This window comes from Paracoccus methylarcula (assembly GCF_003007735.2).
In the GTDB taxonomy this organism is placed as follows: Bacteria; Pseudomonadota; Alphaproteobacteria; order Rhodobacterales; family Rhodobacteraceae; genus Paracoccus; species Paracoccus methylarcula.
Genome location: NZ_PXNQ02000015.1, coordinates 1 through 23290 on the forward strand (window position 1 = coordinate 1; position 23290 = coordinate 23290).

Genomic DNA, 23290 nt, shown 5'->3' on the forward strand with positions numbered 1-23290 from the left:
GTCGCCGTAGCCGTCGCCGTAGCCGTCGCCGTCGCCGTCGCCGTAGCCGTCGCCGTCGCCGTAGCCGTCGCTCTGAGTGGCCCTGTCGAGGTATGACTGCTCGTCTTCTCTGAGCAGTTTCCTGATCTCGCTCGCTCTCATCGCGGCACTGACGTGCCTGGCGACCCGTTTCAGGGTGGCATAAGCACCCTCGGAACAGGCGCCAGCCCTGATGATGTCGTCGATGGTGAGCAGCGGATCATCATCGATCACGCGTCCTGCCATGCTTTCCAGGCCTCCTCGGTGATGTCGAAAACCGCCGTGATGTCATGCAGGACGGGAATATCCGCCGGGGCGCTGATCCTGCTCTTCGAGGTAGGACCGGTCGCGCAGAGCTGCATGAGGCCCTTCGTCGTTCCCCAGTACATCGCCATGCGCGCCGCTTTCAGTGCCATGGTGGATGCTCCCAAATCCTGATCCTGCGGCACAAGCCCGGCGAAAACGCCGCGGTGCTTGGTGGTGATCAGCACAGGGCGCATCTGCGTGGCCTGCGGCTCGGATGCCGCCTCAACGGAGGCAATGGCAGTTGCAGTGTTCATCGTTGGTCCTTTCAGGTTGGGTTAAGAAGAAATGCGGCGGATGCACCGCAGAGCCGCCGAGTTGCCGCGCACCGCGATCTGACATGCGGGAGGCTGCGCGGGAAAATCGGCCGGGACAGCCGTTGAAGAACCGTGGAATGGGCCGCGATGGCCATGTGCTGTCCCGGCACCGCACCCACCACGGGCGCGGATCTGAAAACTTGCTGAGATGAGAGGCCCGGCCATACTGCTCACCAGCCCATCGCCTGGCGCAGGCCCGTGCCGCCCCACCTGATCAGCAGAGCCATGAAGGTCGGCGCGGTCAGCAGGAAGGTGACGAACAGGATTGCTTGAGCAGCGCGAAGGGCGATCGTTTCTAGGATCATGGCTGAGCCTCACACTGATCCTGACGGAAGGTGATACTCTCGACCTCGGCCATGTTGATAACGCCGATGCGGTCGGCGGTCGATATCTTCAGCGATCCGGAAAAAGTCCGCGCGTCGTGGACCTCTTCCACCATTTTCCGAGCCATCTCCGCAGGCACGCCCGGAAAGCTGTCGAGATTGAGGCCGCGGTATTTGATGATGACAGTGCCGCAGGGAATGGCGACTCCAGCGACCTCATTGGACGTGAAATTGCGGGTTTCCACCTGTTCTGATGCAATCCGCTCTGGCTTCACTGCGAAAGCTGAGTTCGTCACGGATGATCTCCCTTCCGATGGGGTTCGGTGGGAGTAAAATTAATTTTGCATTTGCCAAATGTAAAGCGAAATAATTTGCAATTGCAAAAAATTAACTTGTCGGCCGATTCGCACCTGCTATCCTACGGCCATGGTGGGCGACGTCATGCCGCCCTGCCTGCGCCGGGCACCGGCGCATGAAAAAGCCCGCCGGTCGGCGGGAAAGACGGAGGGGTGATGGATAGCTTTAAGGTCTTTCTACTCGTGATGGTTCATCTGGTCACGATCGCCTATGTGAACGATTCACTAGGGTTGATGCGACAGTCCAACACCCACGCAATAGAATTGCTAGAGCAATGTTTGCCAGCCCGATCCATACGCCAGGCAAACTGAATACCCCGCCAGTGGCCGGTGCAATTCCTGCCAAGCCTGCCAGCGGATAAGCAACCGATGCAAAGACCCCAACCCAAAGCAGGTACTTTCGAATTGGCCCAAGAATTTCTGATAGAACGCGATGGCAGTTGTCTGGAGCGGTGATTGCGGCGTTGAGGAACGCGCCGCCAATCATAGCGTATAGCGCAATCATAAACGTTATCATGATGTCGGTAGCGGTCATGTGATCACACTTCCGGCAATATGCTGATTCTGCAAGCGCATTTCCGCCTGTGTGCGCCACGCATATATTTCGTTCCTTGCCGCTGCATTTTGCGGTTCATCGATTCGCCGCCACATGTTGTGCGATTGACCAAAAGGTCAGGTTTAATGGATTGCGCAATGTGCAAGTGTTGGGGCTGGCGTTTCGGCGGTTTGTTGCCGACGAATTGAAGGAAAGGGAAATTTCGCGAGAGTGAGGATTGGGGATGATCTGGGATAGAGAGAAGTTCGTTGAGGTCATCTACAGCCTAAGTGACGAACGGATCACTTTTCTTTCTCGTGTTTTAGGCTATCGCGATCCGAGAGAAACTGAGCATAGTCTGCCAACTGCTGCCTGCCGTCGGGAGGCAACTGATCGTACGCCCGAATAATCATCTCCCGTTGTTCCTCCGCTGACAGCGGCTCACCGTGCGCAATGTGCCGAAGCGGGACTCCTAGGGCACCAGCAACTGCAACTAAATCCACCGCATTCGGCTTGGCATTGGCTCTCGTGAACCACGGGTTGAGGCGCTGATAAGGTATTCCTGTCTGGGCGGCGAGGTCGGACTTTTTCCAGCCTCGTCCCTCCATAAGGGACTGTATTCTTGCAGTTATCGGATGGAGATCGCTCATGCGAAGATCGTAAGCTTTGCATTTGCCAACATCAATTTTGCATTTGCTCCTTGACATTGGTTTGCAATTGCAAAATTTTGTCGGCATGGATCCTGCAATCATAATAAAAAAAATCGAGGCTTTTGCCGACGAAACCGGGATGAAGGAGTCCTCGGTATGTCAGCTCGCATTCAGCAACCCTCGGTATCTTGAGAGCCTTCGGGCGCGCGTTCGGCGACTTCCTCTTGAGCTCGAGAAATTCGAGAAGTTTGTGGCAGGGCGTAAACCCTCCTCCGAGGACGCGGCATGACCATCCCCACCGCGCCCCATCATCATGAAAGGAAATGCCGTGGAATGGACCCCGTGGTTCATCGTGAATCGGATGCTGGATTTTGCGATCATCGGAATGTTCTTTGTGCAACTGGCCCTCTACATTCGGATACGGGAACAGAGCGGCCTGGACTCATGGCTCCAGCGCCAGTGCAGAGCTATTTCCAGATTCCTCGGGTTTTCGCCGAAATAGGTGCTGAGCGGATTTTCAGTGGCGCTGTGCGGCTGAACAGAAATACGCAGTTCCCTCCGCGCTGCCGAAAATTTGCTGATCGCCGGTTTCGGTATCCCCAAAACAAAATAGGGGTCTTCAACGCGCGGAACTTCATCTTCCGTGACGAATGCAGCGTTGCTACTGGAAATTCCCTCGACGGTGATCGCACTGTCAGCATTATTCCGAATAGTCCATTGAATGCGCCAGTAGCCTTCCCCGGCGTAGACCTCTCGTTCGAAGGTCGGCGGCTTCCGTCGGTGCGCTTGCCAATAGTTCAGGCAACCAAGACCAAAGCCGCCAAAGGCGCAAATCGCTACGATAGCCTCGAACGCAAGGCCAACAGTTTCCATGCGTGTTTCTCCTTGTCGCGTATGGATCAGCGCCGCCGCTTTGGTCGGGGCGGCGGCGCACCTATCATCTCTGTCTATCCTGATCCTTTCAATCTGGAGGCCGCATGAACCACGCTGCGCCCCCGTTTCCCAATTCAGTTCCAGTTGATCGGTCACTTGATCAACATGGAGACTTTCCGATGAAAAATCCTGCCGAAAATCCACGAAGGTGGTTTCGCAACATGCTGTGGCGCGCGTTTCCGTCGCCGTCCGAGCATGATCTGACCGTCAAGGCCGCTGGCGTTCTCGATGTCTCGCCGCGTCAGGTGAAGAACTGGCTGCGCGAAGAGCATGACGCCTCGCTGCGCTATGTCATGGCCGTGATCGCCATCGCCGGCGCCGAAATCGTCTTTGGCCGGATCGAGGGGCGCAAATGACCAGGCTCTGCAATTACCTGTTGTATCGCTTCTACAGGGCGCGGTCCGTCCGCGCCCTCAACCTGCATCATCGTTTCAAGGCCACGGCGGAAAAATTCTTCCGGCGCGGTGGGTTCGATTGGGATGAGGGTCAGTGATGGAGCGTAAGGCCATTCCGCGCTGGCAGGCGACAATAACATACATGATCGGCCGTCGACCGGAGCAGCGCATCCATGAGTTCGAAGAGATGGAAGAGCTCCACATGCTGGTCGAGCAGGGACCGGATTGGAACTTCATCGTTGATTTCCGGATCGATCTACTTCGGAGGCAGTATTAGTGCATAGATCGACAGATATGCGCCGAGAAACGGCAGGCCAATCGATGAAGGTCGCACGGTTCACTGGACGCCTAGATCAATTCGCCCTGCCTGCGGTCGCGGGGATTACCGACCACATCGTTGATTCTTCCCTGATTGATGCCAAGCATCGCGGCAATAATATGCTGATCTTCTCCTCCTTGGTGAAGGAGGCGTACAGTCTCGATCTGCTTCTCGTTAAGGTGGGTATTGCGAACCTCAATTCGGTTCAGCAGCTCCCCAGTGACGGGGTGTCGGAAAGTAGCCATGGGTATACCTCCTCAGTGGCTGCTTGTGGTGCCGCTGTTTGTGGAAGTGCAGCGGCTTCATTCAGGGGGTGGTTCGCGCCAACGAATCACCCCCATGCCTACAGATATAACGTCACCTGTGTTTTCCGACTATCTCACGTGGTGAACCGCTTCTCGTGCAATGCAGTACGAGGCGCGGCATGAGCAATCCCCCGGGTCTCCCTGCAATCGTGCTGATCGACCTCCGCCGCGGTTTCGGCGTCGAGGACATCGCAGATCGTCACAGCATCCCGGTGAAGCGAGTCAGGAAGATTGTCGCCGAACTCCGTATGTGGGGCCTCCTGGCGGAAACCGATTGGCAGGAGTTGGCGCCATGAAAGACAAGCCCACCATCACCCGCGCGCGCATTCGCGAAATGCTGAGAAGCCGCAGTATCGATCGCGTCGCCGCCGATCTGGACATGGACCCCGAAGAGGTCGAGCGGATCGCGTCGCTGACCAGTGGCGTGATGCTTCGGTGCAATGTCACCGGCCGCCAATGGCGCGCGACCGGCTGGCGCGGTGCTTACCGTCAGGTCTGCATGCTCGGCTTGACGGATTGGGATTGGTGGCCGGCAGGCGGGGGTGTGGCATGATCCCTGTTCGCGGACCGGATGGCCAAGAATATGCGAGCCTGTCAGCTGCGGCGCGGGCCTTCGGCGTTCATATCACCACGATCCGGCGTCATTTGGCCAGCCATGGCAATCTCGACATGATCGGATGCAATACGGTGCCGTGTACCTGGAATGGGCGGGGGTATCCTTCGATCAGGGCCGTCGCGAAGGCCGTAGGGCTCACACCCGAGGCAGTTTCGCATCATCTGGCCAAATACGGCAATCTGGACAGGCTCGGCATCGGATCGATCGGCAGTCCCGGAAATCCCGGGAATAGCATGCCGTTCCGCTTCGGTGACCTTTCATGGCCATCGCGCGGGCGGGCCGCACGGGATCTCGGGGTAAGTCAGAAGAGCCTGATGCGCTGGTCGGGGCCGAACGCAACCGCGCAGCAGCGTGACAAACTCATGGCGGCCGTCATGGCCTACCGGTCCCGTCAACACAGGAGGGCGGCATGATCGAAGCGATACAGGGCAAGGGACAGCATCGGGTCAGGGCCGAATGTGACATCTGCGGGCATCATGATGTGATCGCCTGCGATTACCTTCGTCACAGTGGCAACATCTGGAAGCCGAATGAGGGTCAGGCGCTCAAGAAGCTGACCGCCCAGAAATGGGCCAATATCAAAGGCAAGCTGCATTGCCCGAGCTGCGATGCGCGGCGTCGCGCCGAGGCAGCGGCGCGGAAGGTCGAGGAACAAGACATGCAGGAGACCGCCGCGCCGGAAATGTCCGGCAAGCAGAAGCGCCTGATCGTCCTGGCGCTGGAAGATGCCTGGGGTGATGGCGCTTCGCGCTATCGCGATGCCTATACCGACAAGGCAGTTGCTGCCGAGCTCGGGGACGGCATCCGCGCTGGATGGGTACGCCAGGTGCGCGAGGAAATGTTCGGCCCGGACGGCGGAAACGAGGAAATCGAGGACATCCGCGCGGAGATCGAGGCGCTCGGCCGGTCATTCGAGGTGGGGCTGGCCGAACATCGCGCTTTGTATGACGGGAAGATTGCGGCGTTGCAAAAGCGCATTGACGGGATTTGCGATGCAGTCGGCCCGCGCGCCGGGAAGGTGCCGGCATGACACAGGTTCAGCTCGCCTCCGTTGACGATCTCGACGAATATCCGTTGACGATCGAGGATCGGCTCGACAGCCATTACTTCATGGCGTGGGAACGGCGGCGCTGGTTGAACTGCGACATGCGCCTGAAAGGCACGGCCGAGTGCCGGGCGCTGTATTTCGACCTTATCAATATCAGTTATGACCAGGCCCCGGTGGGCACATTGCCGACCGATCATGCCGTCCTGGCGAAGATGCTGTTTGTCGATCGCGATCACTTCTCGCAGCTCTGCCGGTTGGAATTCGGGCCGCTGCATAAATGGCGGCGCGTCAAATGTCGGGAGGAGATCCGGCTCATGCATCCAATGGTGCTGCGCTCGCTCACCGAAGCGATGTCACGGAAAGAGGATCATCGGGCGCGGTCCGAAGCGGCCAGTGCGGCGAAGCGTCTTCTGCGGCTTCGATCGTCGCTTGCCGGATACCAGGCCGAGTTGGCGCAAAACGACGCTGCAGTCCGGTGGATCGACGAATGGCTGGTCAAGGAAGGCTGCGAATACCGGTCATCCAGCTGGATCGAGCGCGGTATCGCTCGTTGGTCCGATCACATGCTTGACCTGACGATGTCGCGCAATCGAACGCGCCGCTGAGATTTTCCGAACTGTCCCGACACTGTCTGAAAGACAGTCTGAGACAGTCCGCAGACACTTCGAGACTGTCTCGCTCGATAGAGACAGGGACAAAGATAAAGACAGAGACAGCGACCGGGCTGCGACATTCCGGCGCTTGGACTTGTGGATAAGTCGGAAAGGCTGAGAAAGGGGGAAGTGGCTATGGCGGGTGTAACGGCGGAAGCGAAGGCGCGGGTTGATGCGCTGTTGTTCGAGCCTTTGGCGGGCCTGTCGCGCAAGCGCGGCGTGAGTGCCGAGGCGCATGAAAAGAGCCTTGCCCGGTTGCGGGGTTGGCTCAGCTACATGTCGAATGAGAACCTTCGGGCCATGGTCGATCTGATCGCCCGTCATGCCGTCAAGGGTGTCTGGCCCGAGGAAGGGCTGATCCGCAGCTGGGCGATGACCCTGCAATGCCCGCCGCCACGCGACTGCGCCTATGCCCGCAGCCTGATCAAATCGGCCATGGGCCGGCAGGCGATGGCCGAGGGCTGGGCGGTCGAGCTGTTCCAGGTCGCCAAGAAGCTCGGTCCGCCTCCCGGCAAATACATCATCTCCCGGCTCAAGCAGGATGCAGACAGCAACCGGCACCGGCGGCGGGTGATCCGCGAGAATATCGAGGCCGGGCGGGCCACGCCCGACGACAGGCGCTGGCTGGAGGGCTGGCATGCCGAACTGGCCGAGATCGAGGCCATCCAATCCGCCGTGGAAGAAAGCGAGGCAGGCAATGACAGTGATCAATCCGGTAGCGGGCGCGGCGCGGCTGCGTGATGAACGTGACCGCCTCGAAGCGCTGATCGCGCGGGCGGTTCCGGTGGAAGGTTGCGGACCCGAGATCCCGGTGGCCCCGGCGCGTGGTCCGTCACGAAGCGTCACTCCGCATGTGATGATGCCCGATCCCAAGCATAAGACCGGCTGGAAGGTCGAGCAAACCGGCTGGCGCGGGTTCAAGGCGGCACAGGCCATCGACATCTTCGACCAGTTGGCGATCAAGGCCGCCAGGCGGGAACAGGAACCGCCTTTCACCAAGGGACAGGTGAATGCCGCGCGGCTCTATCGCGATCTCGTGGAACGGCACAGTGCCGGTGGCATGAAATTGGCCAGCCTCGAAGGTCGGGTCGCGTCAGGATCGGGGAAGGGTGGGGAGTTCATGGATACCTTCCTTGCCGAGGGCGAGGCGATCAGGCGGATGCAGCGGGCGATCGGCAACGGTGTGGCGATGCAGGTTCGGCGGATGCGACCGTCAGCTCGGGGCGGGAAGTCGGCACGGAATATCCGGGATCGCGACCTGGTCGACGCCATCTGCCTGCAGGGGAAATCGTTTCGGCGGGTGCTGGAGGTGCATGGGTGGACCGACTCTGCGCGCAATACCAGGCTGATAATGTCGGCGCTGGCGGATGTGTTGGACAGGATGCAGGGATATTGATGTCTACAATGCAGACAGAACTGTCATTCAGCGTGCTCGGTCAACCATGCTTCCATCATCTTGATCTCGGCTTCCTGAGCTTCGATAACTTCTTCGGCAAGAGCGCGCACCTCTGCATCCGATCCGAATTCAAGTACGATGCGAGCCATATCGATTGCCCCTTGATGGTGGGGGATCATGCCACGCATGAAGTCTACATCTGGATCACCGCTATATTCGATACTCATGCCGTCGTGCATCCGGTCCATTGCCTCGCGATAGGCTGTGGTCGAGGCCATAGCGTCAGGCTGTGACTGCGACATGTCTCCGTGATCGCTATGATCCGAAGGCTCCTGGGCATAAAGTGAGCCCGCAATGAATAAACTTGCCAGCATCGCAGATGCAAACTTTGCCATCTGATCGTTCTCCTGTTTTCCGTTGCCGATCAGAAGTATTCCCTCCTCTTGGTTGGAAGGTCAACGGCTGCACAGAATAGTGAAGCTGCCACGACTTTTTCTGCCGTGGTCGCCGTTGGAGACAGAGCCAGAATGCGAAGGTCGCAAAGGGCTCACTACCCACGTTTATGTTTGCTATGAATAAACCTCGGAAAATTCTTCCTTGACGGCTTAGGACGGACGGGCGCATAAGTATTGCCATCATCTAGACGTACGCCCGCCGGGATCATCCCCTCGCGGGCGTCTTCGTTTCGTGTTCAGCCGACTATAGAGAGCGACCTGCTGATATCGATCTGCTCAGGGGACTCGACAACGTGGTAAAGTTGCGGGTGCCCACCAAGCCATATCGTAAGCAGCGTCCCCCCATCGATCGGCTCTGCAGAGTGAAATTTTGTTTGTTTCGCGAATTTCACTGTGATGATCTTTTGGGTTTCATAATCGGTTAGCGGAATGCTCAGCATTGGGCTGTCCTTTACACGGCGGCGGACAGGATGATGTCACGTCTTGTCGAGCCTGTAGTTGATCGAGATCAGTAACAGCTTGATCGCCCGAACTGACCCGTAGGCAGTACCAGGGGAAGCTGCCGGATCGTTCTGACGGATTTATGCGTGTCGAAGCACGACGCGCTGGATCGCAGCAAATTCTGCGAATATCCATTCTCGACCCTGACGGACCCGTAAGGTTCTTATCGACCCGCCGTCCTTAACCCGAACGACTGTTCCGGCCCCGCCGTCGCCGTCACCCTGCGGGATGCTGATCGTTGTATTTGGCGTGATTTCTACCGAGATGTCCCCGGTTGTTTCAAAGTCTTGCAATGTGAGGGTCTGCATGGTCCAATCTCCAATGTGGGTCGAGGGCTGAATGAAGTATGCCTCATTGGCAAAGGCAGATTACCGAGCACCACATCTACACAGCGCGGTGTTCCTACTTGATGACGGACATCTCGATATCGATTTCGCCTTCTGACAGTCCTTTGGCCATTGGGTGTGAGTTGATGAGGCTCGATTTCAGGTTTTTTGCCGTTCTCTTCATGCCTTGATCGGCGTGATCCTCAATTGTCCCGCTGTGGACTTCCGCACCGTCTGGTTTGCGCGTCACCGTATAGCCAAATGTTCTCGTCATTGGTGGCATTCCTTCATGTTGGGGAATCAAATGCTGCCACGTCTTGTCGAGGCTGTAATTGATCGAGATCAGTGTTATCTCGATCATCCGAACCTGTAGGGAATACCAGTGGGGAAGCTGCCGCGCCCCGATCATGTAAGCCGGTCCGCCTCGCAAGCAGGCTGCGGCCCCGGCAGCTAAGCGGGTGGGATGCCCGTGCCTATCGAGGATCAATCATGGCAAGGCTCAAGCAGCTGGCACTGCGTTGTGGTGCGCTGAAGGCGCGCGGCTCGGGCGGTGATACTCCGGTTCGATCACGTGATCGGATCGATACATGGCGCAAATGGTACAACACGCGGCAATGGCGTGATTTGCGCTGGTCGGTGTTGGTCGATGAACTGTTCACCTGCCGTCGATGCGGACATGTTGGTGACAGCCCGGTGATGGTCGCTGACCATATCACCCCGCATCGCGGCAACCGCGCCCTGTTCTTCGATCGGGGCAACCTGCAGTGCCTGTGCAAGCAGTGCCACGACCGGGAAAAGCAGAAGGAAGAGCGGCGCAATGCTAATCGGAATGATTGAAGGCGTCACCCGCATCATCGGCAAGCATCAGGGATATCGCGGTCTCCCGCTGCGGGATGAGATGATCAACTGTACAGTCAATGGTGATGCCACCCCCGTCATGGTTTCCGCTTGGGTACCGACGCCAGAGGAACTGGAGCGGTTGAACGCCGGGGCCTCGGTTCACCTTCGGGTCCTCGGCACTGCCCATCCGCCTGTTATCCTGGACGTGGGTGACGTGCCGGCCTGAACTGCCTCAAATAGGGGGGTACCCGAAAGTCTGGGGTCCTCGCGCCGGTACACCCGCGTCCCCCTCAATCGGAGATTTTTTTCCTGTGGAACACGAAAATTCACCAGCCGAGCAGGGGGTCGACCTGTTCGGACAACCTGTCATGCCGCTGCGTGATCGACGTGGCCGAAAGTCGTACAGGAAAGATAAAGAAAATCAGGCGTTTGTCGCGCGTCGTGCGGCTGATGGCTGGACGCATGAGATGATCGCCCAGGATATGGGGATCGATCCGAAGACCCTCCGGAAGCATTTTTCCCGCGAGCTGTCTTCCGGTCGGGTCTTCATGGTGGGCGAGATGCTGGACATCCTGCACCGCCGGGCACGCGAGGGACATGTGCCATCAGTCAAGGCGCTTCTCGATCGTTACGAGGATGTTGCCCCGACTGCGCCTCGCAACCGGGAAGCGTCAGACCAGGGTGATGCCGAAGATGACAAGCCGCTCGGCAAGAAGGAACAGGCACGGCTCGAAGCCCAGCAGATGCCTGACAACTACGGCGATATCTTCAACCGGATGAAGGGCCGGCACTGATGGCCTTCGACGGCGTTTCCTTCGCCTGCCCGGATTGGGCGGAGAAGTTGAAGCGGGGTGAGACGCCAATCCCGGCATTGCCTCTCGACCAGGTGATGGCCGACGCGGCCGTTGACCTGTTCGATCTTTTGCGCGTGCCCGACATACCGGGACAGCCAACCATGGGCGAGGCGGGCGGCGACTGGATCCGCGACCTGGTTCGGGCGGCGTTCGGTTCGATCGACCCGGAAACTGGAAAGCGCTTCGTCGGGGAAATCTTCAACCTGATCCCGAAGAAGAATTCGAAGACCACGAATGCTGCTGCGTTGGGTCTGATCGCGCTGCTGATGAACCGCCGTCCGAATATCGACGGCGTGATCATTGGGCCGACACAGGAAGTTGCCGACAAGTGCTTTGCTCAGGCCGCCGGCATGATCGATGCCGATCCGTACCTGCGCAAACGGTTCAAGGTGATCGAGCACAAGAAAACCATCCTCGACCTGCACCAGGACGAGGAAACCGGCGTGAAGATGAACGCCAAGCTGAAGATCAAAAGCTTCGATCCCAAGGTGGTGACCGGCAGTATCCCGGCCTTTGCGATCCTCGATGAGTTGCACCTGATGGCCGAAATGAACCACGCCTCGCGCGTTGTCGGCCAGATCAGGGGCGGCATGATCACCAATGACGAAAGCTTGCTGATCATCATCACGACGCAATCGGAGGTTCCTCCTGCCGGGGTGTTCAAGGCGGAGTTGCAATACGCGCGCGGCGTTCGCGACGGTCAGATCACCGCCGGGGTCCGGATGCTGCCGGTATTGTACGAGTTTCCCGAGGATGTGCAGCGCTCAGACGACAAGGCCTGGCGCGACCCGAAGCTGTGGCCGATGGTGCTGCCGAACCTCGGGCGGTCAGTCACGATCGAGCGGCTGATCGCTGATTATCATACCGCTGTCCAGAAGGGCATCGAGGAGGAAATCCGCTGGGCCTCGCAGCATCTCAATATCGAGATCGGACTGGGGCTACATGCGAACCGGTGGCCTGGTGCCGATTTCTGGCCGGCATGCAGTGATCCGGAGTTGACCTTTGACGAGCTGATCCGCCGGTCCGAGGTTTGCGTGGTCGGCGTGGACGGGGGCGGCCTCGACGATCTGTTCGCGATGGCCGCAATCGGTCGTGACAAGGAAACCCGAGATTGGCTTCATTGGGCTCATGCCTGGGCCTTTCCGGAAGTGTTCGATCGAAGGAAGAGCATCGCTCCGGCACTATGGGATTTCGAAGCGGCCGGCGATCTGACCGTCTGTGAATTCGTCGGCCAGGACGTTGCCGAGGCTGTCGATCGCATCGAGCAGCTTGAGGCTGCTGGCCTGTTGCCGGAGGATTCGCCTGCAATTGGCCTGGACGCCTACGGCATCGCCGAGCTTCTGGACGAACTTGAAGATCGCGGTTTCGACGAGAACCGCTTCATCAGTGTTGGCCAGGGCTGGAAACTCCAGCAGGCCATTTTGACTCTGCCGCGCCGCCTGAAAGATCGACGCCTCATTCATTCTGGCTCCGGCCTGATGACCTGGAATGTCGGCAATGCCAAAACTGAACTCAAGGGGAGTAATTACATCGTGACGAAGCAGGCTGCCGGAAGCGCGAAGATCGACGCCCTGATGGCGACCTTCAACGCCGCGATGCTGATGTTCGGGAATCCTACGGCGGCCGGTCCGTCCGTCTATGAATCTCGCGGAATCCTGGTGGTCTGATGGGTCTGTTCGATCGGTTCCGATCCTCCGCGCAGCAATCGGCGCCGGATCCTGCAACCATGTCGCGCAGCGTAATGGATGCGGTCATGCTTCACGGACTCGATGTCAGCGCCTTCGGAGACCTCACCGATCCGGACCTCGCGGAATTCCTGCGTGGCGGCCATGCCACTGCCAGCGGTGCATCTGTCTCGGTCGAACAGGCGATGAAGAACACGGCCGTCTTCCGGTCTGTATCGCTCGTAGCATTTAGCATCGGCATGTTGCCTCTGCACCTGTTTCACACGGGCGATGAACGTGAAAAGGCACGGAAGCACCCGCTGTTTCGCGTGCTTTATCGCCGCCCGAATGACTGGCAGACGGCCTTCGAGTTCCGCCAGCTCATGCAGCTTGGCTGCTGTTGCACGGCAACGCCTATGCCATGAAAGTCATGCGGGGCGACCAGGTGATTGCGCTGCTGCCGATCGATCCGGCGCGCGTCACTGTCGAGCAGAACGACAACATGTCGCTCAGCTACCGGTATCAGAAGCCGAAAGGCGAAGCGAAGGTTCTGGCGGCCAAGGACATATTTCATATCCGCGGCTTTACCCTCGATGGGATATGCGGACGGTCCATGGTCAAGCAGGCCGCCGAAGCAATCGGGCTGGCCCTGCAGGCCGAACGCGCGGCGGCACGTCTGTTCAAGAACGGGATGATCGTCGGTGGCGTCTTGAAGCATAAGGGCAAGCTGTCGCCGGAGGCCTATGATCGCCTCAAGGCCAGCATGGACGAACGCGAAGGATCGGAACAGGCCAATAAATGGATGATCCTCGAAGAGGCGATGGAGGCGGATACTGGTGGTCATTCCGCGAAAGACAGCCAGCATCTGGAAACGCGCTCGCACCAGGTCGAGGAGATCGCCCGCGTTTTCGGTGTGCCGCGCCCACTGCTGATGGTCGACGAAACCTCCTGGGGCTCCGGCATCGATGTGTTGGGGCAGCTCTTCGTCCGCTACGGGCTCAACCCGTGGTTCACAGCATGGGAACAGGCCATCAACCGGGACCTCCTATCGCGCCGCGAGGAGGATCAGTTCTACGCCAAGTTCAACGCGGGCGGTCTGTTGCGCGGCAGCATGAAGGATATGGCCGACTTCTTTGCCAAGGGTCTCGGCGCAGGCGGGCATCATCCGTTCCTGCATCCCGACGAGGCGCGCGATTGGCTCGAACTCGGACATCGCGACGATCTGCCCGTGGCGGTCAGCAAAGCGAAGGAAGCGAACAATGACGATCCGCAACGCACCCAAGATTAATCTCTCGCACCCGCCGAAGGTGCAGGCCTATGAGCCGGACCCGGCGCTGATGGAGAAATGGAACGCCGGCCTTCGGGCCGAGGATACCGATCGTGCGAATGTCATCAGCATCCTCGACGTGATCGGCGAGGATTGGTGGACCGGGGGCGGCGTCACCTCCAAGCGCATTGCCGGTGCCCTGCGCGCGATCAAGGGCGATGAGATCATCGTCGACATCAACAGCCCTGGCGGCGACTTCTTCGAGGGCGTGGCGATCTACAACCTGCTGAGGCAGGACTCGCGCAAGGTCACCGTCCGGATCCTCGGACTTGCCGCCTCAGCCGCGTCGGTCATCGCCATGGCCGGCGACGAAGTCCAGATCGGCAAGGCCGGGTTCATGATGGTGCATAATGCCTGGGTGGTGGCAGTCGGCAACCGTCACGATCTCGCCGACGCGGCCCGCACCATGGAACCCTTCGACGAGGCCATGGCTGATGTCTATGCCGACAAGGCGGGCGTCGAACGGGCCAAGGCCGCATCATGGATGGATGACGAGACCTGGTTCAACGGCTCTCAGGCCGTCGAGGCCGGTCTCGCGGACAGTTTCCTGTCGGCCGATGTCACCGAAGACGAAAGCAAGGGTACGAGCGCATTGCGGCGCATCGACACCTTGCTGGCCAAGCAGAATGTATCCCGGTCGGAACGCCGTGCGCTTCTGGCCGAGGTTGCTGGCGGCACGCCGGGCGCTGCCGCCAACGTCACGCCGTGCGCTGACGACGAATGGGCCGGGCTTGCCCGGTCCTTGATGGAAACGCTCAAATAGGGAGACCCCCATGGGCATTCAGATGAAACCCGCGCTGACGCGCGGGATCGTCGCCGTTCGCGCAGACGCCAGCGGCGATCCGAAGACGATCTTTGCCAACCTTCAGAAGGCGTTCGAGGAATTCAAATCCGAGAACAATGATCGGATCGCGGCCCTTGCAAAAGGGCAGGAGGACGTGGTCAAGGCCGAGAAGGTCGACCGCATCAACGCGGCGGTAGGCGATCTCCAGTCCGCGTTCGAGGCGCAGGCCACCGAGATCGCCGCCCTGAAACTCGGTGGCGGTGGCACCAAGACCGGCCCGGTCGATGCGGAATACACCGATGCCTTCCGCGCGCATTTCCGCAAGGGCGAGGTGCAGGCGAACCTGAACAAGGGTGCCGATGCCGAGGGCGGTTATCTTGCGCCTGTCGAGTGGGACCGCACGATCACCGACAAGCTGATCGAGGTCTCGCCAATGCGGCAGATCGCGATGGTGCAGCCCATCTCCGGGTCCGGCTTCTCGAAACTGTTCAACAATCGTGAGACGGCATCGGGCTGGGTCGGCGAGACCGCCGCGCGCCCGGAGACCGGGACGCCGACCTTTGGTCGGATGACGTACACGCCGGGCGAGATCTATGCCAACCCGGCGGCCACCCAACAGCTGCTCGACGACTCGGAAATCAGTCTGGAGACCTGGTTGGCCAATGAGGTCGAGGCCGAGTTCTCCTACCAGGAAGGCGTGGCCTTCGTCGCGGGCGATGGCGTGAACAAGCCGGCGGGCTTCCTGACCTATGCGGTCGGCGCCGCGAATGCTGCCGCGCATCCCTGGGGTGCCATCCCCACCGCCGTGGCCGCCAGCGGCACCGCAGTGACCTCGGACGAGTTGATCGACCTGGTCTATTCGTTGCCGGGCCAGGCGTCGCAGAACGCGCGCTTCACGATGAACCGCAACACCATCGCGACGGTGCGCAAGCTGAAGGATGGGCAGGGCAATTACCTGTGGCAGCCTTCCTTCCAGGCCGGCCAGCCGCAGACCGTTCTGGCCTATCCCGTCACCGAGATGGCGGCGATGCCGGATATCTCGCTCAACGCGATGCCGATCGGTTTCGGGGATTTCCGTCGCGGCTACCTGATCGTCGACCGCATGGGCATCCGTGTTCTGCGCGACCCGTTCAGCAACAAGCCCTATGTTCACTTCTACACGACCAAGCGTGTCGGTGGTGGGCTGCTGAACCCGGAAGTGCTGCGCGTCCTGAAAATGGCCGCTGCCTGATCGTGGTGAATGAAGCTGGCCCCGGCGGGAGATCGCCGGGGCTATTCTCAAACCAGATGGAGGCCGAAATGTCCGGCGAAAACCAACAATCAAGTGATCCGAAAACCACCCAGACCAAGCCGGAACCTGCCAAGGGTGCCGCCAAAAAGGCTGCCCCGAAGGTCAAGTCGGCGGCCGCATACAAGAAGCTCGGGCTTGACCCGGCCGTTTACGGCGCGAAGTAATCATGGGTCTGATCCCCCGCTGCACTGTGCCGCCCGTCGGTGATGTCGTCACGTTGGCTGAAATGAAGGGCCATCTGCGTGAATTGGACAATTTCGAGGACGGGCTGATCCAGCAGGCGATCAACGATGCGGTCGCCCATCTCGACGGCTGGCGGGGGATCCTTGGTCGCTGCATCCTGGAACAGACATGGGAGGTTGATATTCCTTGCGCAGGAACGTTTCGGTTGCCGCTGCCCGATGTTATCGATGCCACCTCCGCTGACGCGACCGTGACGCTTTCGCGAGACGGACTCGGATCGCTTGTAACGGTCGATGCAACCGCCACGGTGAGTTTTCGCGCCAAGATGCCCGATGAACTGATGCCAGTTGTTCAGCGGTGCGTTAAGCTTCTGGCGGCGCATTGGATGGAAAACCGCTTGGCGGCATCGGGGGACGATATCAGGGCAACGCCACTGGCCGTTGATGCCATGATCGGCCCGATCCGGTGGACCCGCATATGAGGCCCGGAAAGTTGAACAAGCGGGCCACGTTCCAATCCCGCACGCAGGTCGATGACGGATATGGCAATAAGGTCGGTGCCTGGCCGGGAGAGCAGGGTGTGCCGGATGGTTATGACTTCATCCGCTGGTGCAATGTCCGTTACCTGCGTGGCGGTGAAAGCGTCATGGCCAGCCGCCTTCAGGGTCGCCAGCCGGTAATCGTCACGGTGCGCAAGGATCCCAGCACTGACACGATCACGCCGGATATGCGCTGCCTGATCGCTGGCCGCGCCTACAATATCCGCGAGTTTCCGCGCCCATCCGATAATCGTCTGTACCTTGAGTTCATGGCCGAGAGCGGGGTCGCGCAGTAATGGCAAATGTGAAGGGCCTCGAAGCCGTCAAGCGCAAGCTTCGCACTCATGCCCGCGCGGCGATGGACGCGGGATTGCAGCAGTCCCGGAAGGAGGCCGAGATCATCGCTGGGCTGATGCGAGCCTTCGCGCCGGTCGAAGAGCGCGAGTTAATCGCTTCCATCCGTGTAGAGGATGTGGACACATTTTCTTTCGGGGGCACGACCGTGGGTTATATCGGCGTCGTGGTCAAAGCAGGTGATGAAAGCACCATCATCACCAATGATCGGGGCACCCGCTTCCAGAACGCGAAATTGCAGGAGAACGGGACGCAGAACATGCCGGCCAATCCGTATTTCAACCCGGCCAAGCGTCTTCGCCGCCGCGCCGCGCGATCAAATATCTCACGGGCTGTGAACAAGGCGTGGAAGGCGGGTAGGTAATGGGCTCCCCGTCGCTTGAACTGCAGGGTGCCATCGTTGCCGCCCTGAAAGCCGACTTCGCCGTGATGGCATTGATCAGCGATGTCTACGACCGGGTTGAGCGGGATACTGATACTGGTAAACCGATCAGCAGCGTGTGGGGCTCGGAGTTGGGATATATAAGTTTCGGCCCCGAGGATACGATCGCCGATGATGGTGGATGCGTTGAGCTGCAGGACATATCGATCCAGCTCGACGTCTGGTCGCGTCGGCCGGGCAGGGTGCATTGCAAAGAAATTTTGCACGAGGTCCGCAGGGTGATCCGTTCACTTGCCACAACGGAAAATCCCATTGTCGCCCGTGCCGATCCCTTCGAGCAGATCAGGCAGGATCCCGATGGGCTGACCATGCACGGGATTCTGCGATACGAGTTCGGAGTGGAAAACCATGGCTAAGGCAATCTTCCATCGCGAGTTCCACTATTCCTCGCGCACGCGTAATGCGGGCTGGTCGGCTTATCCGAAGGCTGAGGCGCAGAGCTTTCCACGGGAGTTTATCGAGGCGGCGGTGAAAGCGGGATGTGCTGAAAGGGTAGATAGTAACTGCGTCGGACGGGAAGTCCCGGCGTAGATGCCAAGCCGCCGCAGCGGTGCAGGCATCGCCGGGACTATCGGTGATGTTATTTTTTTGCCGATTTCTTGCTTTTGCTTAGATCAGGCAGCTTCGGAAGTTGGCATCTTTTCGCGATGGCGACCTTTTCGGCGCTTTGAATTTTACCTTTCACAACTGCAATCTCTGTTTCTTTGTCTCCACCTCCAACGCTGGACATTGGAACGCCAATAAGAATCACGCCGAGAGTATCGCCTGTCTGGGCTGAACGCTGTTCGTTATAAAGATTGGAGAGTTTGTGGCCGAGGTTGACATACTCCTGTTGAAGTTGCCCGCATGAGTAACCGGAGTATCCGCCGTCGCCTAAATCAATACCGGAAATATTCTCGGGAGTTTTTGCACAGGCTGCCAAAACCGCCAAGGAACCAAGGATCGCGATACTTTTCATTTCATGACCTTTCACAGAATCGTTATGTCAGGCTATGAGCGGAAAATTGCTGATGCAACCCGAATGGTCGTCAGCTGAGTCGAGGAAATCAGAGACGGTCACGTGAAAGCGGCTCCAGTCGGGGCCGCTTTTTCAGTGTCATCGGGGCGTCCTGCCCTGTCGCCCATTCAACCGCCCTTGGGCAAGGCAGTTGATACCCAAAAAGGAACCTACATCATGGCTGCACCTATCCATGAAGAATACGATGAACTCGTGTTCGAGTTTTCCACCGATGGCGGCACGACCTGGGCGCGCAACTGCGTGATCATGAATTGCGAGGTCACGCGGCAGACCAACGTCGCAGAATCCGAGACTGTACAAGACTGCGACAACGAGGCTCTGCCGAACAAGATCGATCGGCGCGCGCAAAGCGTCTCGGTTTCGTTTTCCGGGACAGGAAACTGGACGCAGACCGGGTACAACACGTTTCTGGACAAGTTCTACAAGGGTGACAGCACTGAAATGCTTGCCCGCATCGGGAACCTTGCGGCGTTGGCCGGCGAGATCGAATACGAGCAGGGGCCGATCATCATCACCAGTCTCGGCCAGGCGCGCACCAAGGGACAGGTCGTATCGGCCTCTGTCGAGATCACCTTCGCCAGCACCCCGACGCGCACGGTGAAAGTCTGATGGAGCCAAAGGTGATCAACTGGTGCTGTGGCGAGCATCCGTTTCGGCTTCGCATTGGTGAGGCCGAAACGCTTGACGATGCCACGAAGGACGGCATTGCCGATCTGCTCTACCGCCTACAGATGGGCCGGGATCGCGGCTCATTCGCCTATTCTCCGGTTCGGACCCGTGAAGTGGTCGATTGTATCCGCCTCGGCTTAATCGGCGGTGGCATGGATGCCTCCGAGGCGCGAAAGTTGGCGGTTCGCTCGTGGGAGGAAGGTGATTTCGGTGAACTGGTTGTTCTCTGCATCACCGTTCTCGGCGTTGCCATGTCCGGCAAGGAGCATGATCAGCCGGGAAAGCCCGAAGCGGGGGAGGCGACGGAGAGAGAATAAGGTTCTCCGTTTTCTACGGGAACGGGGCCGCAATGGGCTTCACCCCGCAGCAGGTCAAGGAAATGAGCTTCTGGGAGTTCGCGTGCGCGTGGGAGGGCTTCAAGCACTTCAACGGCGTGAAATCCAAGGACGAAGGCACCGCGTCGATCGAGCGGCTGCGAGAACTGGGGTTGACGGATGGCTAATGAAACAGACGCCTTGGAATTGCCTGTCGGTCTGACCGAAAAGCAATTCCTGCAGCAGGTCGCCCGGGTCGAGGCACGGTTGAACAAGCTGGCAAACGATGCCCCCAAGAAGTTTGTCGCTGCCAACGACAATATTGCCAGGTCATTCAAGCGAACCACTGACAGTGTCGGCCGGGACGCCGGCAGGATGCGCGGCCAGCTGCAAAACGTATCGTTCCAGCTTCAGGATATCTTCGTGCAAATTGCGGGCGGTCAGGGCGTGTCACGCGCTCTCGGTCAGCAGCTTCCGCAGTTGCTCGGTGGTTTCGGGGCGTTGGGTGCGGGGATCGGCGTTGCCGTTGCGGCATTTCCTACGCTAATTGGCCTGTTTTCAGACGCCGACGAAGAAGCCGGAGAGTTCAAAAAGACCGTTGATGCCCTTGGCGGCGCGTTGAAACTTCTGGTCGAGGCGCAGCAAAACCTGGCTACACCGATCGATGAGCTGATTGAAAAATATGGAACACTCGCGACGACAATGCGCGAGGCGTTCGCAGAGCAGTTGCGGCTCGGTGGGAGAGAACTGGAGAAGCAAAGCGAAGCGCTTTCCAAGAAGTTTGACGAGGCTATCGACTTCGACAGACAGCAGGGTTCAGTTGAGGCGTTCGAGGGCGCGGTCGCAGGCATAGGCCGCGCCCTTGAGCAAGGCATCATCAACCAGGACGAATACAATTCACGGGTAGCTGAACTGCGCGAGCAGATGCAGCCGACCATTACTGTTGTCGATGAGTTGGAGGCTGCGCTTAGAGACGTAGCGAGCTCACAGTCTCTGGAAGGATACGCCAACGCATGGGCGACGGTCAGGGATTTCGTAGAGCAAAATCGGGAAGCGCTTGAACGGAATGGCGTTGCGGTTGATGATCTTCTGACCGATGCAAACAATCTTGCCATCGAGTTCGGCGACACCCATGCGGCATCGCTGGAGATCGCCAGCGCCCTCGGCATGGCGACTGATGCCGCCGGCGGGCTTTCTGGTCAGATGCGGGATGTTGCTATTTCTGCCAGGGAAGCTGCTGCGGCGATCCAGCTGGCAGTCGGTGCTTCATTCGCAACACCCAGCCTCACTCGTTTCGGAAACGGCGAGGACATCACGCGCCGCGCAGGTGGCTTGAACCTTGAAGAACAGGACATATTCCGGCGGGATTGGGCGGAGAAGATGGCGGCGCTCGAAAAGTCGCTCCGTTCCGGTGGTGGGCGCAAGAAGTCTGGCGGTAGCGGCCGCAAAGGCCGCACCGAGCGCCCATTCTTCGAGAACATCGAGAATGATCTGGTCAACCTCCAGCGCCAGATCGAGCTGATCGGCAAGTCCAACGAGGAAGTCGCCACCGCGAAAGCCCGTTGGGAATTGCTCGACGAGGCGAAGAAGCGCGGCCTTGAGGTTGAGACGAGCTGAGCGCCAAGATCGATGAGCAGGCCGGAAAATTCGGCAAGCTGACTGCTGAGCTGGAGCGGAACGAAACCTCGTTCGATCAGTATCAGCAGGGCCTTGAGCGGATCGGGGAGACCTTCGCGGATATCGCATTCGAGGCTGAAAGCTTCGGTGATGTCGTCACTGGCGTTCTCAAGCGGATCGCGGCGGAAATGTTCTCGTCGGGCGTGCAGGGTCTGATCGGCAACCTTTTTCCGGCCGGAAGCGCAGGCGGGGGGCTTATCGGTGGCATCTTTGGCGGTTTCCGCGCGAAAGGTGGCCCTGTTTCGTCTGGTCGATCATATATCGTCGGCGAGGAAGGCCCGGAGCTATTCACCCCAAGTATGAACGGTGCCATCCTCAATGCGCCCCAAGTTGCAGCTATGCGTGGCAGGCAGGGCATGGGCAGCATGTCATACAGCCCATCCATCAACATCGCCGGTGACGCAACCGAGAAGACGGTCGCCCTGATCGAGAACGCGCTCGCCCGCGACCAGCAGCAATTTTTCAGCCGCTGGATGCGTGCAAACAAAGAATTCGGCAACAGGATCGCATAATGCCCGAAGTCATCCCCTGGCCGTGCAACATGAAGCGCGTCCATGCCGAATATTTCCTGCGCTGGACCACACGCAGCGTCGGCATGTCGCTGGCCGGCCATGAACAGATCGTCGCCCCGAACGCGGCTGTCTGGGAAGTGGCCATTACCTTCCCGCGATATTTCAACGAGGCTGACCTACGGGATTTCGAACGCAAGGTTTCGATGATGCGTGGCCGCTATAACGTGGTCGATCTCTGCATTTGCGATCCCTATAAATATGGCTCCGGCGTCAACCCAAAGCAGGTCGGATTCGATGATGGGACGTGGTTCACGGACGGGACGGGCTTTACCGATGCTGACATCACGGGAGGCGGTTCTCAGCCTGTCCTCACTTCTTCGTCGGCGTCGGCCGGCGACACGGAAATCACCATCGACCTCGCGGGGCCGCCCGAAATCCCGATGATGCGATTGAATGATTTCTTCTCGATCAACGGGTTTCTCTACAAGGTTTGTGGTCGGCTGGCATCCGGCTGGATGCGGATCGAGCCGCCGTTGCGGGAGAATGTGCCGAGCGGAACGCAGATCGACGTCGATCCGCCGCATTTCTTCGGGCGCTTTGCCACCGATGATGAGGGCCGCCGCATGCGCGAGTTTCTGAAATGGGGCGAGCAGGTCACCGTCCGCTTTGTTGAGGCGTTCGACCGATAATGGCCTTCACAGTCGATCAGGTGAACCTCCTGGACGCGAACCGGGAGGTCGTTGAGGCTGTCCGCCTGTTTCACGTCTCCTTCGTGAGCGCGGAATACCGGATCGCGGAGGGCAATGTACCGATCACGCTCGGCGGGTTCACCTGGCAACCGGCGCATGACTGGATCGTCCCTTCGCCAATTCAGCAGTCCGGGCCTCTGCAACCTGTCCCGGCAGTTTATCGCATTGGGGCGCTGACCCCCTCGCTTGTCATGGATGCGTTGCACAACCGCGCGGAATGGTGGGGGCGCCCCGTTCAACAATGGATGCAGCTGTTCTCAGACGGCGTGCCGGTCGGCCCGATGATTTCCATGCACAAGGGCCTGATCCGCGACATCAAGAAGGTGCAGACCGCAACCGAGGAATATCTGGAGATGCGCGCCGAAAACCCGCTGGACGCACGTCATATAGCGCCGCGCGGGGAATATACCGACCGGGACCAGCAGCGTCGCCACACCGGTGATCTGGGGTGCGAATTTGCGCCGTCACTCACAACAAAGGTGATCACCGGATGGCTACGGGGGTGAGGAATGGAGGTTTGGGTTAGTCTTCGCGGGGATGCACCAGTCGAATGTGTGGCGATGGTTGCGGCGGCTCTGCGTCGGGAGCAGCCAAGACTTGGCTTATCAAGCGAAGGTCAGAGCAG

General features: G+C 59.3%; 37 protein-coding genes and 2 pseudogenes. 28 read left to right on the forward strand and 11 right to left on the reverse strand.

Features of this window, described 5'->3' with window-relative positions:
* From A7A09_RS19125 to A7A09_RS20635, 7 genes and pseudogenes are all read right to left on the reverse strand, one after another.
* Window positions 1-264 (reverse strand): annotated as a pseudogene (locus A7A09_RS19125) (hypothetical protein); the annotation flags it as partial.
* On the reverse strand, window positions 249-578 hold the full coding sequence (locus tag A7A09_RS19130; RefSeq protein WP_106692884.1) for a DUF6948 domain-containing protein: 330 nt from the start codon (window positions 576-578) through the stop codon (window positions 249-251). The gene A7A09_RS19130 and the pseudogene A7A09_RS19125, both read right to left, overlap by 16 nt.
* Before the next feature lie 230 nt (window positions 579-808).
* Window positions 809-943, reverse strand: coding sequence for a hypothetical protein (locus A7A09_RS21925; protein ID WP_281277614.1), 135 nt, complete (start codon window positions 941-943; stop codon window positions 809-811).
* Window positions 940-1257: a hypothetical protein gene (locus A7A09_RS19135; RefSeq protein ID WP_148043720.1), complete on the reverse strand. Its 318-nt coding sequence runs from the start codon at window positions 1255-1257 to the stop codon at window positions 940-942. Before A7A09_RS19135 ends, A7A09_RS21925 begins: the two co-directional genes overlap by 4 nt.
* A gap of 259 nt (window positions 1258-1516) precedes the next feature.
* Window positions 1517-1852, reverse strand: coding sequence for a hypothetical protein (locus A7A09_RS20630; protein ID WP_148043721.1), 336 nt, complete (start codon window positions 1850-1852; stop codon window positions 1517-1519).
* 302 nt (window positions 1853-2154) lie between these two features.
* Window positions 2155-2502 carry a helix-turn-helix domain-containing protein gene (locus A7A09_RS19140; protein WP_106692886.1) on the reverse strand — a complete coding sequence of 116 codons (348 nt, stop codon included), beginning with the start codon at window positions 2500-2502 and terminating at the stop codon, window positions 2155-2157.
* Window positions 2503-2910: 408 nt separating this feature from the next.
* Complete coding sequence (locus tag A7A09_RS20635) at window positions 2911-3531, reverse strand: hypothetical protein (protein WP_148043722.1); 621 nt, start codon at window positions 3529-3531, stop codon at window positions 2911-2913.
* Window positions 3532-3554: 23 nt separating this feature from the next.
* Between A7A09_RS20635 and A7A09_RS19155 the strand changes: the two genes are divergently transcribed.
* From A7A09_RS19155 to A7A09_RS19160, 3 genes are read left to right on the forward strand one after another with little or no spacing between them, the layout of a single operon-like run.
* Complete coding sequence (locus A7A09_RS19155) at window positions 3555-3791, forward strand: hypothetical protein (protein ID WP_106692889.1); 237 nt, start codon at window positions 3555-3557, stop codon at window positions 3789-3791.
* A complete protein-coding gene (locus A7A09_RS20925; protein ID WP_170167166.1) occupies window positions 3788-3928 on the forward strand; it encodes a hypothetical protein in 141 nt (46 codons plus the stop codon). The genes A7A09_RS19155 and A7A09_RS20925 overlap by 4 nt, the downstream gene beginning before the upstream one ends.
* A complete protein-coding gene (locus A7A09_RS19160; protein ID WP_106692890.1) occupies window positions 3928-4107 on the forward strand; it encodes a hypothetical protein in 180 nt (59 codons plus the stop codon). The genes A7A09_RS20925 and A7A09_RS19160 overlap by 1 nt, the downstream gene beginning before the upstream one ends.
* Window positions 4108-4178: 71 nt before the next feature.
* Here the strand turns inward: A7A09_RS19160 and A7A09_RS19165 are convergent, their stop codons facing one another.
* Window positions 4179-4394 (reverse strand): hypothetical protein, encoded by a 216-nt coding sequence (locus A7A09_RS19165; protein WP_106692891.1) that lies wholly within the window; start codon window positions 4392-4394, stop codon window positions 4179-4181.
* 179 nt (window positions 4395-4573) lie between these two features.
* On the opposite strand from A7A09_RS19165, the gene A7A09_RS20640 reads away from it, so the two are divergent.
* The 6 genes from A7A09_RS20640 to A7A09_RS19195 all read left to right on the forward strand — a co-directional run bounded on the left by A7A09_RS20640 (window position 4574) and on the right by A7A09_RS19195 (window position 8167).
* Window positions 4574-4750, forward strand: coding sequence for an Rrf2 family transcriptional regulator (locus tag A7A09_RS20640; protein WP_148043723.1), 177 nt, complete (start codon window positions 4574-4576; stop codon window positions 4748-4750).
* Window positions 4747-5007, forward strand: coding sequence for a hypothetical protein (locus A7A09_RS19170; protein ID WP_106692892.1), 261 nt, complete (start codon window positions 4747-4749; stop codon window positions 5005-5007). Before A7A09_RS20640 ends, A7A09_RS19170 begins: the two co-directional genes overlap by 4 nt.
* Before the next feature lie 544 nt (window positions 5008-5551).
* Entirely contained in the window at window positions 5552-6100 is a 549-nt protein-coding gene (locus A7A09_RS19180) for a hypothetical protein (RefSeq protein ID WP_148043724.1), read from the forward strand.
* Entirely contained in the window at window positions 6097-6723 is a 627-nt protein-coding gene (locus A7A09_RS19185) for a hypothetical protein (protein ID WP_106692895.1), read from the forward strand. Before A7A09_RS19180 ends, A7A09_RS19185 begins: the two co-directional genes overlap by 4 nt.
* A gap of 183 nt (window positions 6724-6906) precedes the next feature.
* Complete coding sequence (locus A7A09_RS19190) at window positions 6907-7512, forward strand: hypothetical protein (protein WP_106692896.1); 606 nt, start codon at window positions 6907-6909, stop codon at window positions 7510-7512.
* Window positions 7469-8167: a hypothetical protein gene (locus A7A09_RS19195; protein WP_148043725.1), complete on the forward strand. Its 699-nt coding sequence runs from the start codon at window positions 7469-7471 to the stop codon at window positions 8165-8167. The genes A7A09_RS19190 and A7A09_RS19195 overlap by 44 nt, the downstream gene beginning before the upstream one ends.
* Before the next feature lie 23 nt (window positions 8168-8190).
* Here A7A09_RS19195 and copM read toward each other — a convergent pair whose 3' ends face one another.
* Both copM and A7A09_RS19215 read right to left on the reverse strand, forming a co-directional pair.
* Entirely contained in the window at window positions 8191-8562 is a 372-nt protein-coding gene (gene copM, locus A7A09_RS19200) for a CopM family metallochaperone (RefSeq protein ID WP_106692898.1), read from the reverse strand.
* 963 nt (window positions 8563-9525) lie between these two features.
* Window positions 9526-9810, reverse strand: coding sequence for a hypothetical protein (locus A7A09_RS19215; protein ID WP_106692901.1), 285 nt, complete (start codon window positions 9808-9810; stop codon window positions 9526-9528).
* Window positions 9811-9938: 128 nt separating this feature from the next.
* Between A7A09_RS19215 and A7A09_RS19220 the strand changes: the two genes are divergently transcribed.
* From A7A09_RS19220 to A7A09_RS19275, 12 genes and pseudogenes are all read left to right on the forward strand, one after another.
* Entirely contained in the window at window positions 9939-10286 is a 348-nt protein-coding gene (locus tag A7A09_RS19220; protein ID WP_106692902.1) for an HNH endonuclease, read from the forward strand.
* Window positions 10279-10515, forward strand: a complete 237-nt coding sequence (locus tag A7A09_RS19225; RefSeq protein ID WP_211341187.1) for a hypothetical protein — start codon at window positions 10279-10281, stop codon at window positions 10513-10515. The genes A7A09_RS19220 and A7A09_RS19225 overlap by 8 nt, the downstream gene beginning before the upstream one ends.
* Before the next feature lie 85 nt (window positions 10516-10600).
* The gene (locus A7A09_RS19230; protein WP_211341188.1) at window positions 10601-11083 is read left to right on the forward strand and encodes a helix-turn-helix domain-containing protein; all 483 of its coding nucleotides are present in this window, start codon (window positions 10601-10603) and stop codon (window positions 11081-11083) included.
* Window positions 11083-12810 (forward strand): terminase large subunit, encoded by a 1728-nt coding sequence (locus A7A09_RS19235; RefSeq protein ID WP_106692904.1) that lies wholly within the window; start codon window positions 11083-11085, stop codon window positions 12808-12810. Before A7A09_RS19230 ends, A7A09_RS19235 begins: the two co-directional genes overlap by 1 nt.
* A 257-nt stretch (window positions 12811-13067) precedes the next feature.
* Window positions 13068-14095: pseudogene (locus A7A09_RS19245) on the forward strand (phage portal protein).
* On the forward strand, window positions 14067-14897 hold the full coding sequence (locus A7A09_RS19250; protein ID WP_106692907.1) for a head maturation protease, ClpP-related: 831 nt from the start codon (window positions 14067-14069) through the stop codon (window positions 14895-14897). Before A7A09_RS19245 ends, A7A09_RS19250 begins: the two are co-directional and overlap by 29 nt.
* Window positions 14898-14907: 10 nt before the next feature.
* Window positions 14908-16149 (forward strand): phage major capsid protein, encoded by a 1242-nt coding sequence (locus A7A09_RS19255; RefSeq protein WP_211341189.1) that lies wholly within the window; start codon window positions 14908-14910, stop codon window positions 16147-16149.
* 68 nt (window positions 16150-16217) lie between these two features.
* The gene (locus A7A09_RS20930) at window positions 16218-16373 is read left to right on the forward strand and encodes a hypothetical protein (protein WP_170167167.1); all 156 of its coding nucleotides are present in this window, start codon (window positions 16218-16220) and stop codon (window positions 16371-16373) included.
* Between the two features lie 2 nt (window positions 16374-16375).
* A complete protein-coding gene (locus A7A09_RS19260) occupies window positions 16376-16873 on the forward strand; it encodes a head-tail connector protein (RefSeq protein WP_106692909.1) in 498 nt (165 codons plus the stop codon).
* Window positions 16874-16884: 11 nt separating this feature from the next.
* A complete protein-coding gene (locus A7A09_RS19265; protein WP_211341190.1) occupies window positions 16885-17226 on the forward strand; it encodes a phage head closure protein in 342 nt (113 codons plus the stop codon).
* Window positions 17226-17648, forward strand: a complete 423-nt coding sequence (locus A7A09_RS19270; protein WP_106692911.1) for a hypothetical protein — start codon at window positions 17226-17228, stop codon at window positions 17646-17648. Before A7A09_RS19265 ends, A7A09_RS19270 begins: the two co-directional genes overlap by 1 nt.
* A complete protein-coding gene (locus A7A09_RS19275; RefSeq protein WP_106692912.1) occupies window positions 17648-18082 on the forward strand; it encodes a DUF3168 domain-containing protein in 435 nt (144 codons plus the stop codon). The genes A7A09_RS19270 and A7A09_RS19275 overlap by 1 nt, the downstream gene beginning before the upstream one ends.
* A gap of 224 nt (window positions 18083-18306) precedes the next feature.
* On the opposite strand, the gene A7A09_RS20645 is transcribed toward A7A09_RS19275, so the two are convergent.
* On the reverse strand, window positions 18307-18684 hold the full coding sequence (locus tag A7A09_RS20645) for a hypothetical protein (protein WP_148043726.1): 378 nt from the start codon (window positions 18682-18684) through the stop codon (window positions 18307-18309).
* A gap of 216 nt (window positions 18685-18900) precedes the next feature.
* On the opposite strand from A7A09_RS20645, the gene A7A09_RS19285 reads away from it, so the two are divergent.
* The 7 genes from A7A09_RS19285 to A7A09_RS19310 all read left to right on the forward strand — a co-directional run bounded on the left by A7A09_RS19285 (window position 18901) and on the right by A7A09_RS19310 (window position 23171).
* On the forward strand, window positions 18901-19353 hold the full coding sequence (locus tag A7A09_RS19285; protein WP_106692968.1) for a phage tail tube protein: 453 nt from the start codon (window positions 18901-18903) through the stop codon (window positions 19351-19353).
* Window positions 19353-19730 carry a gene transfer agent family protein gene (locus tag A7A09_RS19290; protein WP_245999483.1) on the forward strand — a complete coding sequence of 126 codons (378 nt, stop codon included), beginning with the start codon at window positions 19353-19355 and terminating at the stop codon, window positions 19728-19730. The genes A7A09_RS19285 and A7A09_RS19290 overlap by 1 nt, the downstream gene beginning before the upstream one ends.
* A gap of 32 nt (window positions 19731-19762) precedes the next feature.
* Window positions 19763-19915, forward strand: coding sequence for a hypothetical protein (locus tag A7A09_RS20935; protein ID WP_170167168.1), 153 nt, complete (start codon window positions 19763-19765; stop codon window positions 19913-19915).
* Window positions 19908-21344: a hypothetical protein gene (locus A7A09_RS19295; protein WP_106692915.1), complete on the forward strand. Its 1437-nt coding sequence runs from the start codon at window positions 19908-19910 to the stop codon at window positions 21342-21344. The genes A7A09_RS20935 and A7A09_RS19295 overlap by 8 nt, the downstream gene beginning before the upstream one ends.
* Before the next feature lie 188 nt (window positions 21345-21532).
* Entirely contained in the window at window positions 21533-21916 is a 384-nt protein-coding gene (locus tag A7A09_RS19300) for a hypothetical protein (protein ID WP_106692916.1), read from the forward strand.
* Window positions 21917-21999: 83 nt separating this feature from the next.
* A complete protein-coding gene (locus A7A09_RS19305) occupies window positions 22000-22605 on the forward strand; it encodes a hypothetical protein (protein ID WP_245999484.1) in 606 nt (201 codons plus the stop codon).
* Complete coding sequence (locus A7A09_RS19310; RefSeq protein WP_106692918.1) at window positions 22605-23171, forward strand: hypothetical protein; 567 nt, start codon at window positions 22605-22607, stop codon at window positions 23169-23171. Before A7A09_RS19305 ends, A7A09_RS19310 begins: the two co-directional genes overlap by 1 nt.
* Window positions 23172-23290 lie beyond the last annotated feature (119 nt).

Bases quoted from the DNA above. Each gene is read 5' to 3' on its own strand.
- A7A09_RS21925 (WP_281277614.1), bottom strand. From the start codon at position 943: ATGATCCTAGAAACGATCGCCCTTCGCGCTGCTCAAGCAATCCTGTTC.
- A7A09_RS20640 (WP_148043723.1), top strand. From the start codon at position 4,574: ATGAGCAATCCCCCGGGTCTCCCTGCAATCGTGCTGATCGACCTCCGC.
- A7A09_RS19285 (WP_106692968.1), top strand. From the start codon at position 18,901: ATGGCTGCACCTATCCATGAAGAATACGATGAACTCGTGTTCGAGTTT.
- A7A09_RS19165 (WP_106692891.1), bottom strand. From the start codon at position 4,394: ATGGCTACTTTCCGACACCCCGTCACTGGGGAGCTGCTGAACCGAATT.
- A7A09_RS19295 (WP_106692915.1), top strand. From the start codon at position 19,908: ATGGCTAATGAAACAGACGCCTTGGAATTGCCTGTCGGTCTGACCGAA.
- A7A09_RS19220 (WP_106692902.1), top strand. From the start codon at position 9,939: ATGGCAAGGCTCAAGCAGCTGGCACTGCGTTGTGGTGCGCTGAAGGCG.
- A7A09_RS19235 (WP_106692904.1), top strand. From the start codon at position 11,083: ATGGCCTTCGACGGCGTTTCCTTCGCCTGCCCGGATTGGGCGGAGAAG.
- A7A09_RS19155 (WP_106692889.1), top strand. From the start codon at position 3,555: ATGAAAAATCCTGCCGAAAATCCACGAAGGTGGTTTCGCAACATGCTG.
- A7A09_RS19190 (WP_106692896.1), top strand. From the start codon at position 6,907: ATGGCGGGTGTAACGGCGGAAGCGAAGGCGCGGGTTGATGCGCTGTTG.
- A7A09_RS20930 (WP_170167167.1), top strand. From the start codon at position 16,218: ATGTCCGGCGAAAACCAACAATCAAGTGATCCGAAAACCACCCAGACC.
- A7A09_RS19195 (WP_148043725.1), top strand. From the start codon at position 7,469: ATGACAGTGATCAATCCGGTAGCGGGCGCGGCGCGGCTGCGTGATGAA.
- copM (WP_106692898.1), bottom strand. From the start codon at position 8,562: ATGGCAAAGTTTGCATCTGCGATGCTGGCAAGTTTATTCATTGCGGGC.
- A7A09_RS19170 (WP_106692892.1), top strand. From the start codon at position 4,747: ATGAAAGACAAGCCCACCATCACCCGCGCGCGCATTCGCGAAATGCTG.
- A7A09_RS19270 (WP_106692911.1), top strand. From the start codon at position 17,226: ATGGCAAATGTGAAGGGCCTCGAAGCCGTCAAGCGCAAGCTTCGCACT.
- A7A09_RS19305 (WP_245999484.1), top strand. From the start codon at position 22,000: ATGTCGCTGGCCGGCCATGAACAGATCGTCGCCCCGAACGCGGCTGTC.
- A7A09_RS20925 (WP_170167166.1), top strand. From the start codon at position 3,788: ATGACCAGGCTCTGCAATTACCTGTTGTATCGCTTCTACAGGGCGCGG.
- A7A09_RS19185 (WP_106692895.1), top strand. From the start codon at position 6,097: ATGACACAGGTTCAGCTCGCCTCCGTTGACGATCTCGACGAATATCCG.
- A7A09_RS19260 (WP_106692909.1), top strand. From the start codon at position 16,376: ATGGGTCTGATCCCCCGCTGCACTGTGCCGCCCGTCGGTGATGTCGTC.
- A7A09_RS19225 (WP_211341187.1), top strand. From the start codon at position 10,279: ATGATTGAAGGCGTCACCCGCATCATCGGCAAGCATCAGGGATATCGC.
- A7A09_RS19255 (WP_211341189.1), top strand. From the start codon at position 14,908: ATGGGCATTCAGATGAAACCCGCGCTGACGCGCGGGATCGTCGCCGTT.
- A7A09_RS19130 (WP_106692884.1), bottom strand. From the start codon at position 578: ATGAACACTGCAACTGCCATTGCCTCCGTTGAGGCGGCATCCGAGCCG.
- A7A09_RS19215 (WP_106692901.1), bottom strand. From the start codon at position 9,810: ATGATCGAGATAACACTGATCTCGATCAATTACAGCCTCGACAAGACG.
- A7A09_RS20645 (WP_148043726.1), bottom strand. From the start codon at position 18,684: ATGAAAAGTATCGCGATCCTTGGTTCCTTGGCGGTTTTGGCAGCCTGT.
- A7A09_RS19300 (WP_106692916.1), top strand. From the start codon at position 21,533: ATGTTCTCGTCGGGCGTGCAGGGTCTGATCGGCAACCTTTTTCCGGCC.
- A7A09_RS19160 (WP_106692890.1), top strand. From the start codon at position 3,928: ATGGAGCGTAAGGCCATTCCGCGCTGGCAGGCGACAATAACATACATG.
- A7A09_RS19275 (WP_106692912.1), top strand. From the start codon at position 17,648: ATGGGCTCCCCGTCGCTTGAACTGCAGGGTGCCATCGTTGCCGCCCTG.
- A7A09_RS19250 (WP_106692907.1), top strand. From the start codon at position 14,067: ATGACGATCCGCAACGCACCCAAGATTAATCTCTCGCACCCGCCGAAG.
- A7A09_RS19290 (WP_245999483.1), top strand. From the start codon at position 19,353: ATGGAGCCAAAGGTGATCAACTGGTGCTGTGGCGAGCATCCGTTTCGG.
- A7A09_RS19310 (WP_106692918.1), top strand. From the start codon at position 22,605: ATGGCCTTCACAGTCGATCAGGTGAACCTCCTGGACGCGAACCGGGAG.
- A7A09_RS20630 (WP_148043721.1), bottom strand. From the start codon at position 1,852: ATGACCGCTACCGACATCATGATAACGTTTATGATTGCGCTATACGCT.
- A7A09_RS19140 (WP_106692886.1), bottom strand. From the start codon at position 2,502: ATGAGCGATCTCCATCCGATAACTGCAAGAATACAGTCCCTTATGGAG.
- A7A09_RS20935 (WP_170167168.1), top strand. From the start codon at position 19,763: ATGGGCTTCACCCCGCAGCAGGTCAAGGAAATGAGCTTCTGGGAGTTC.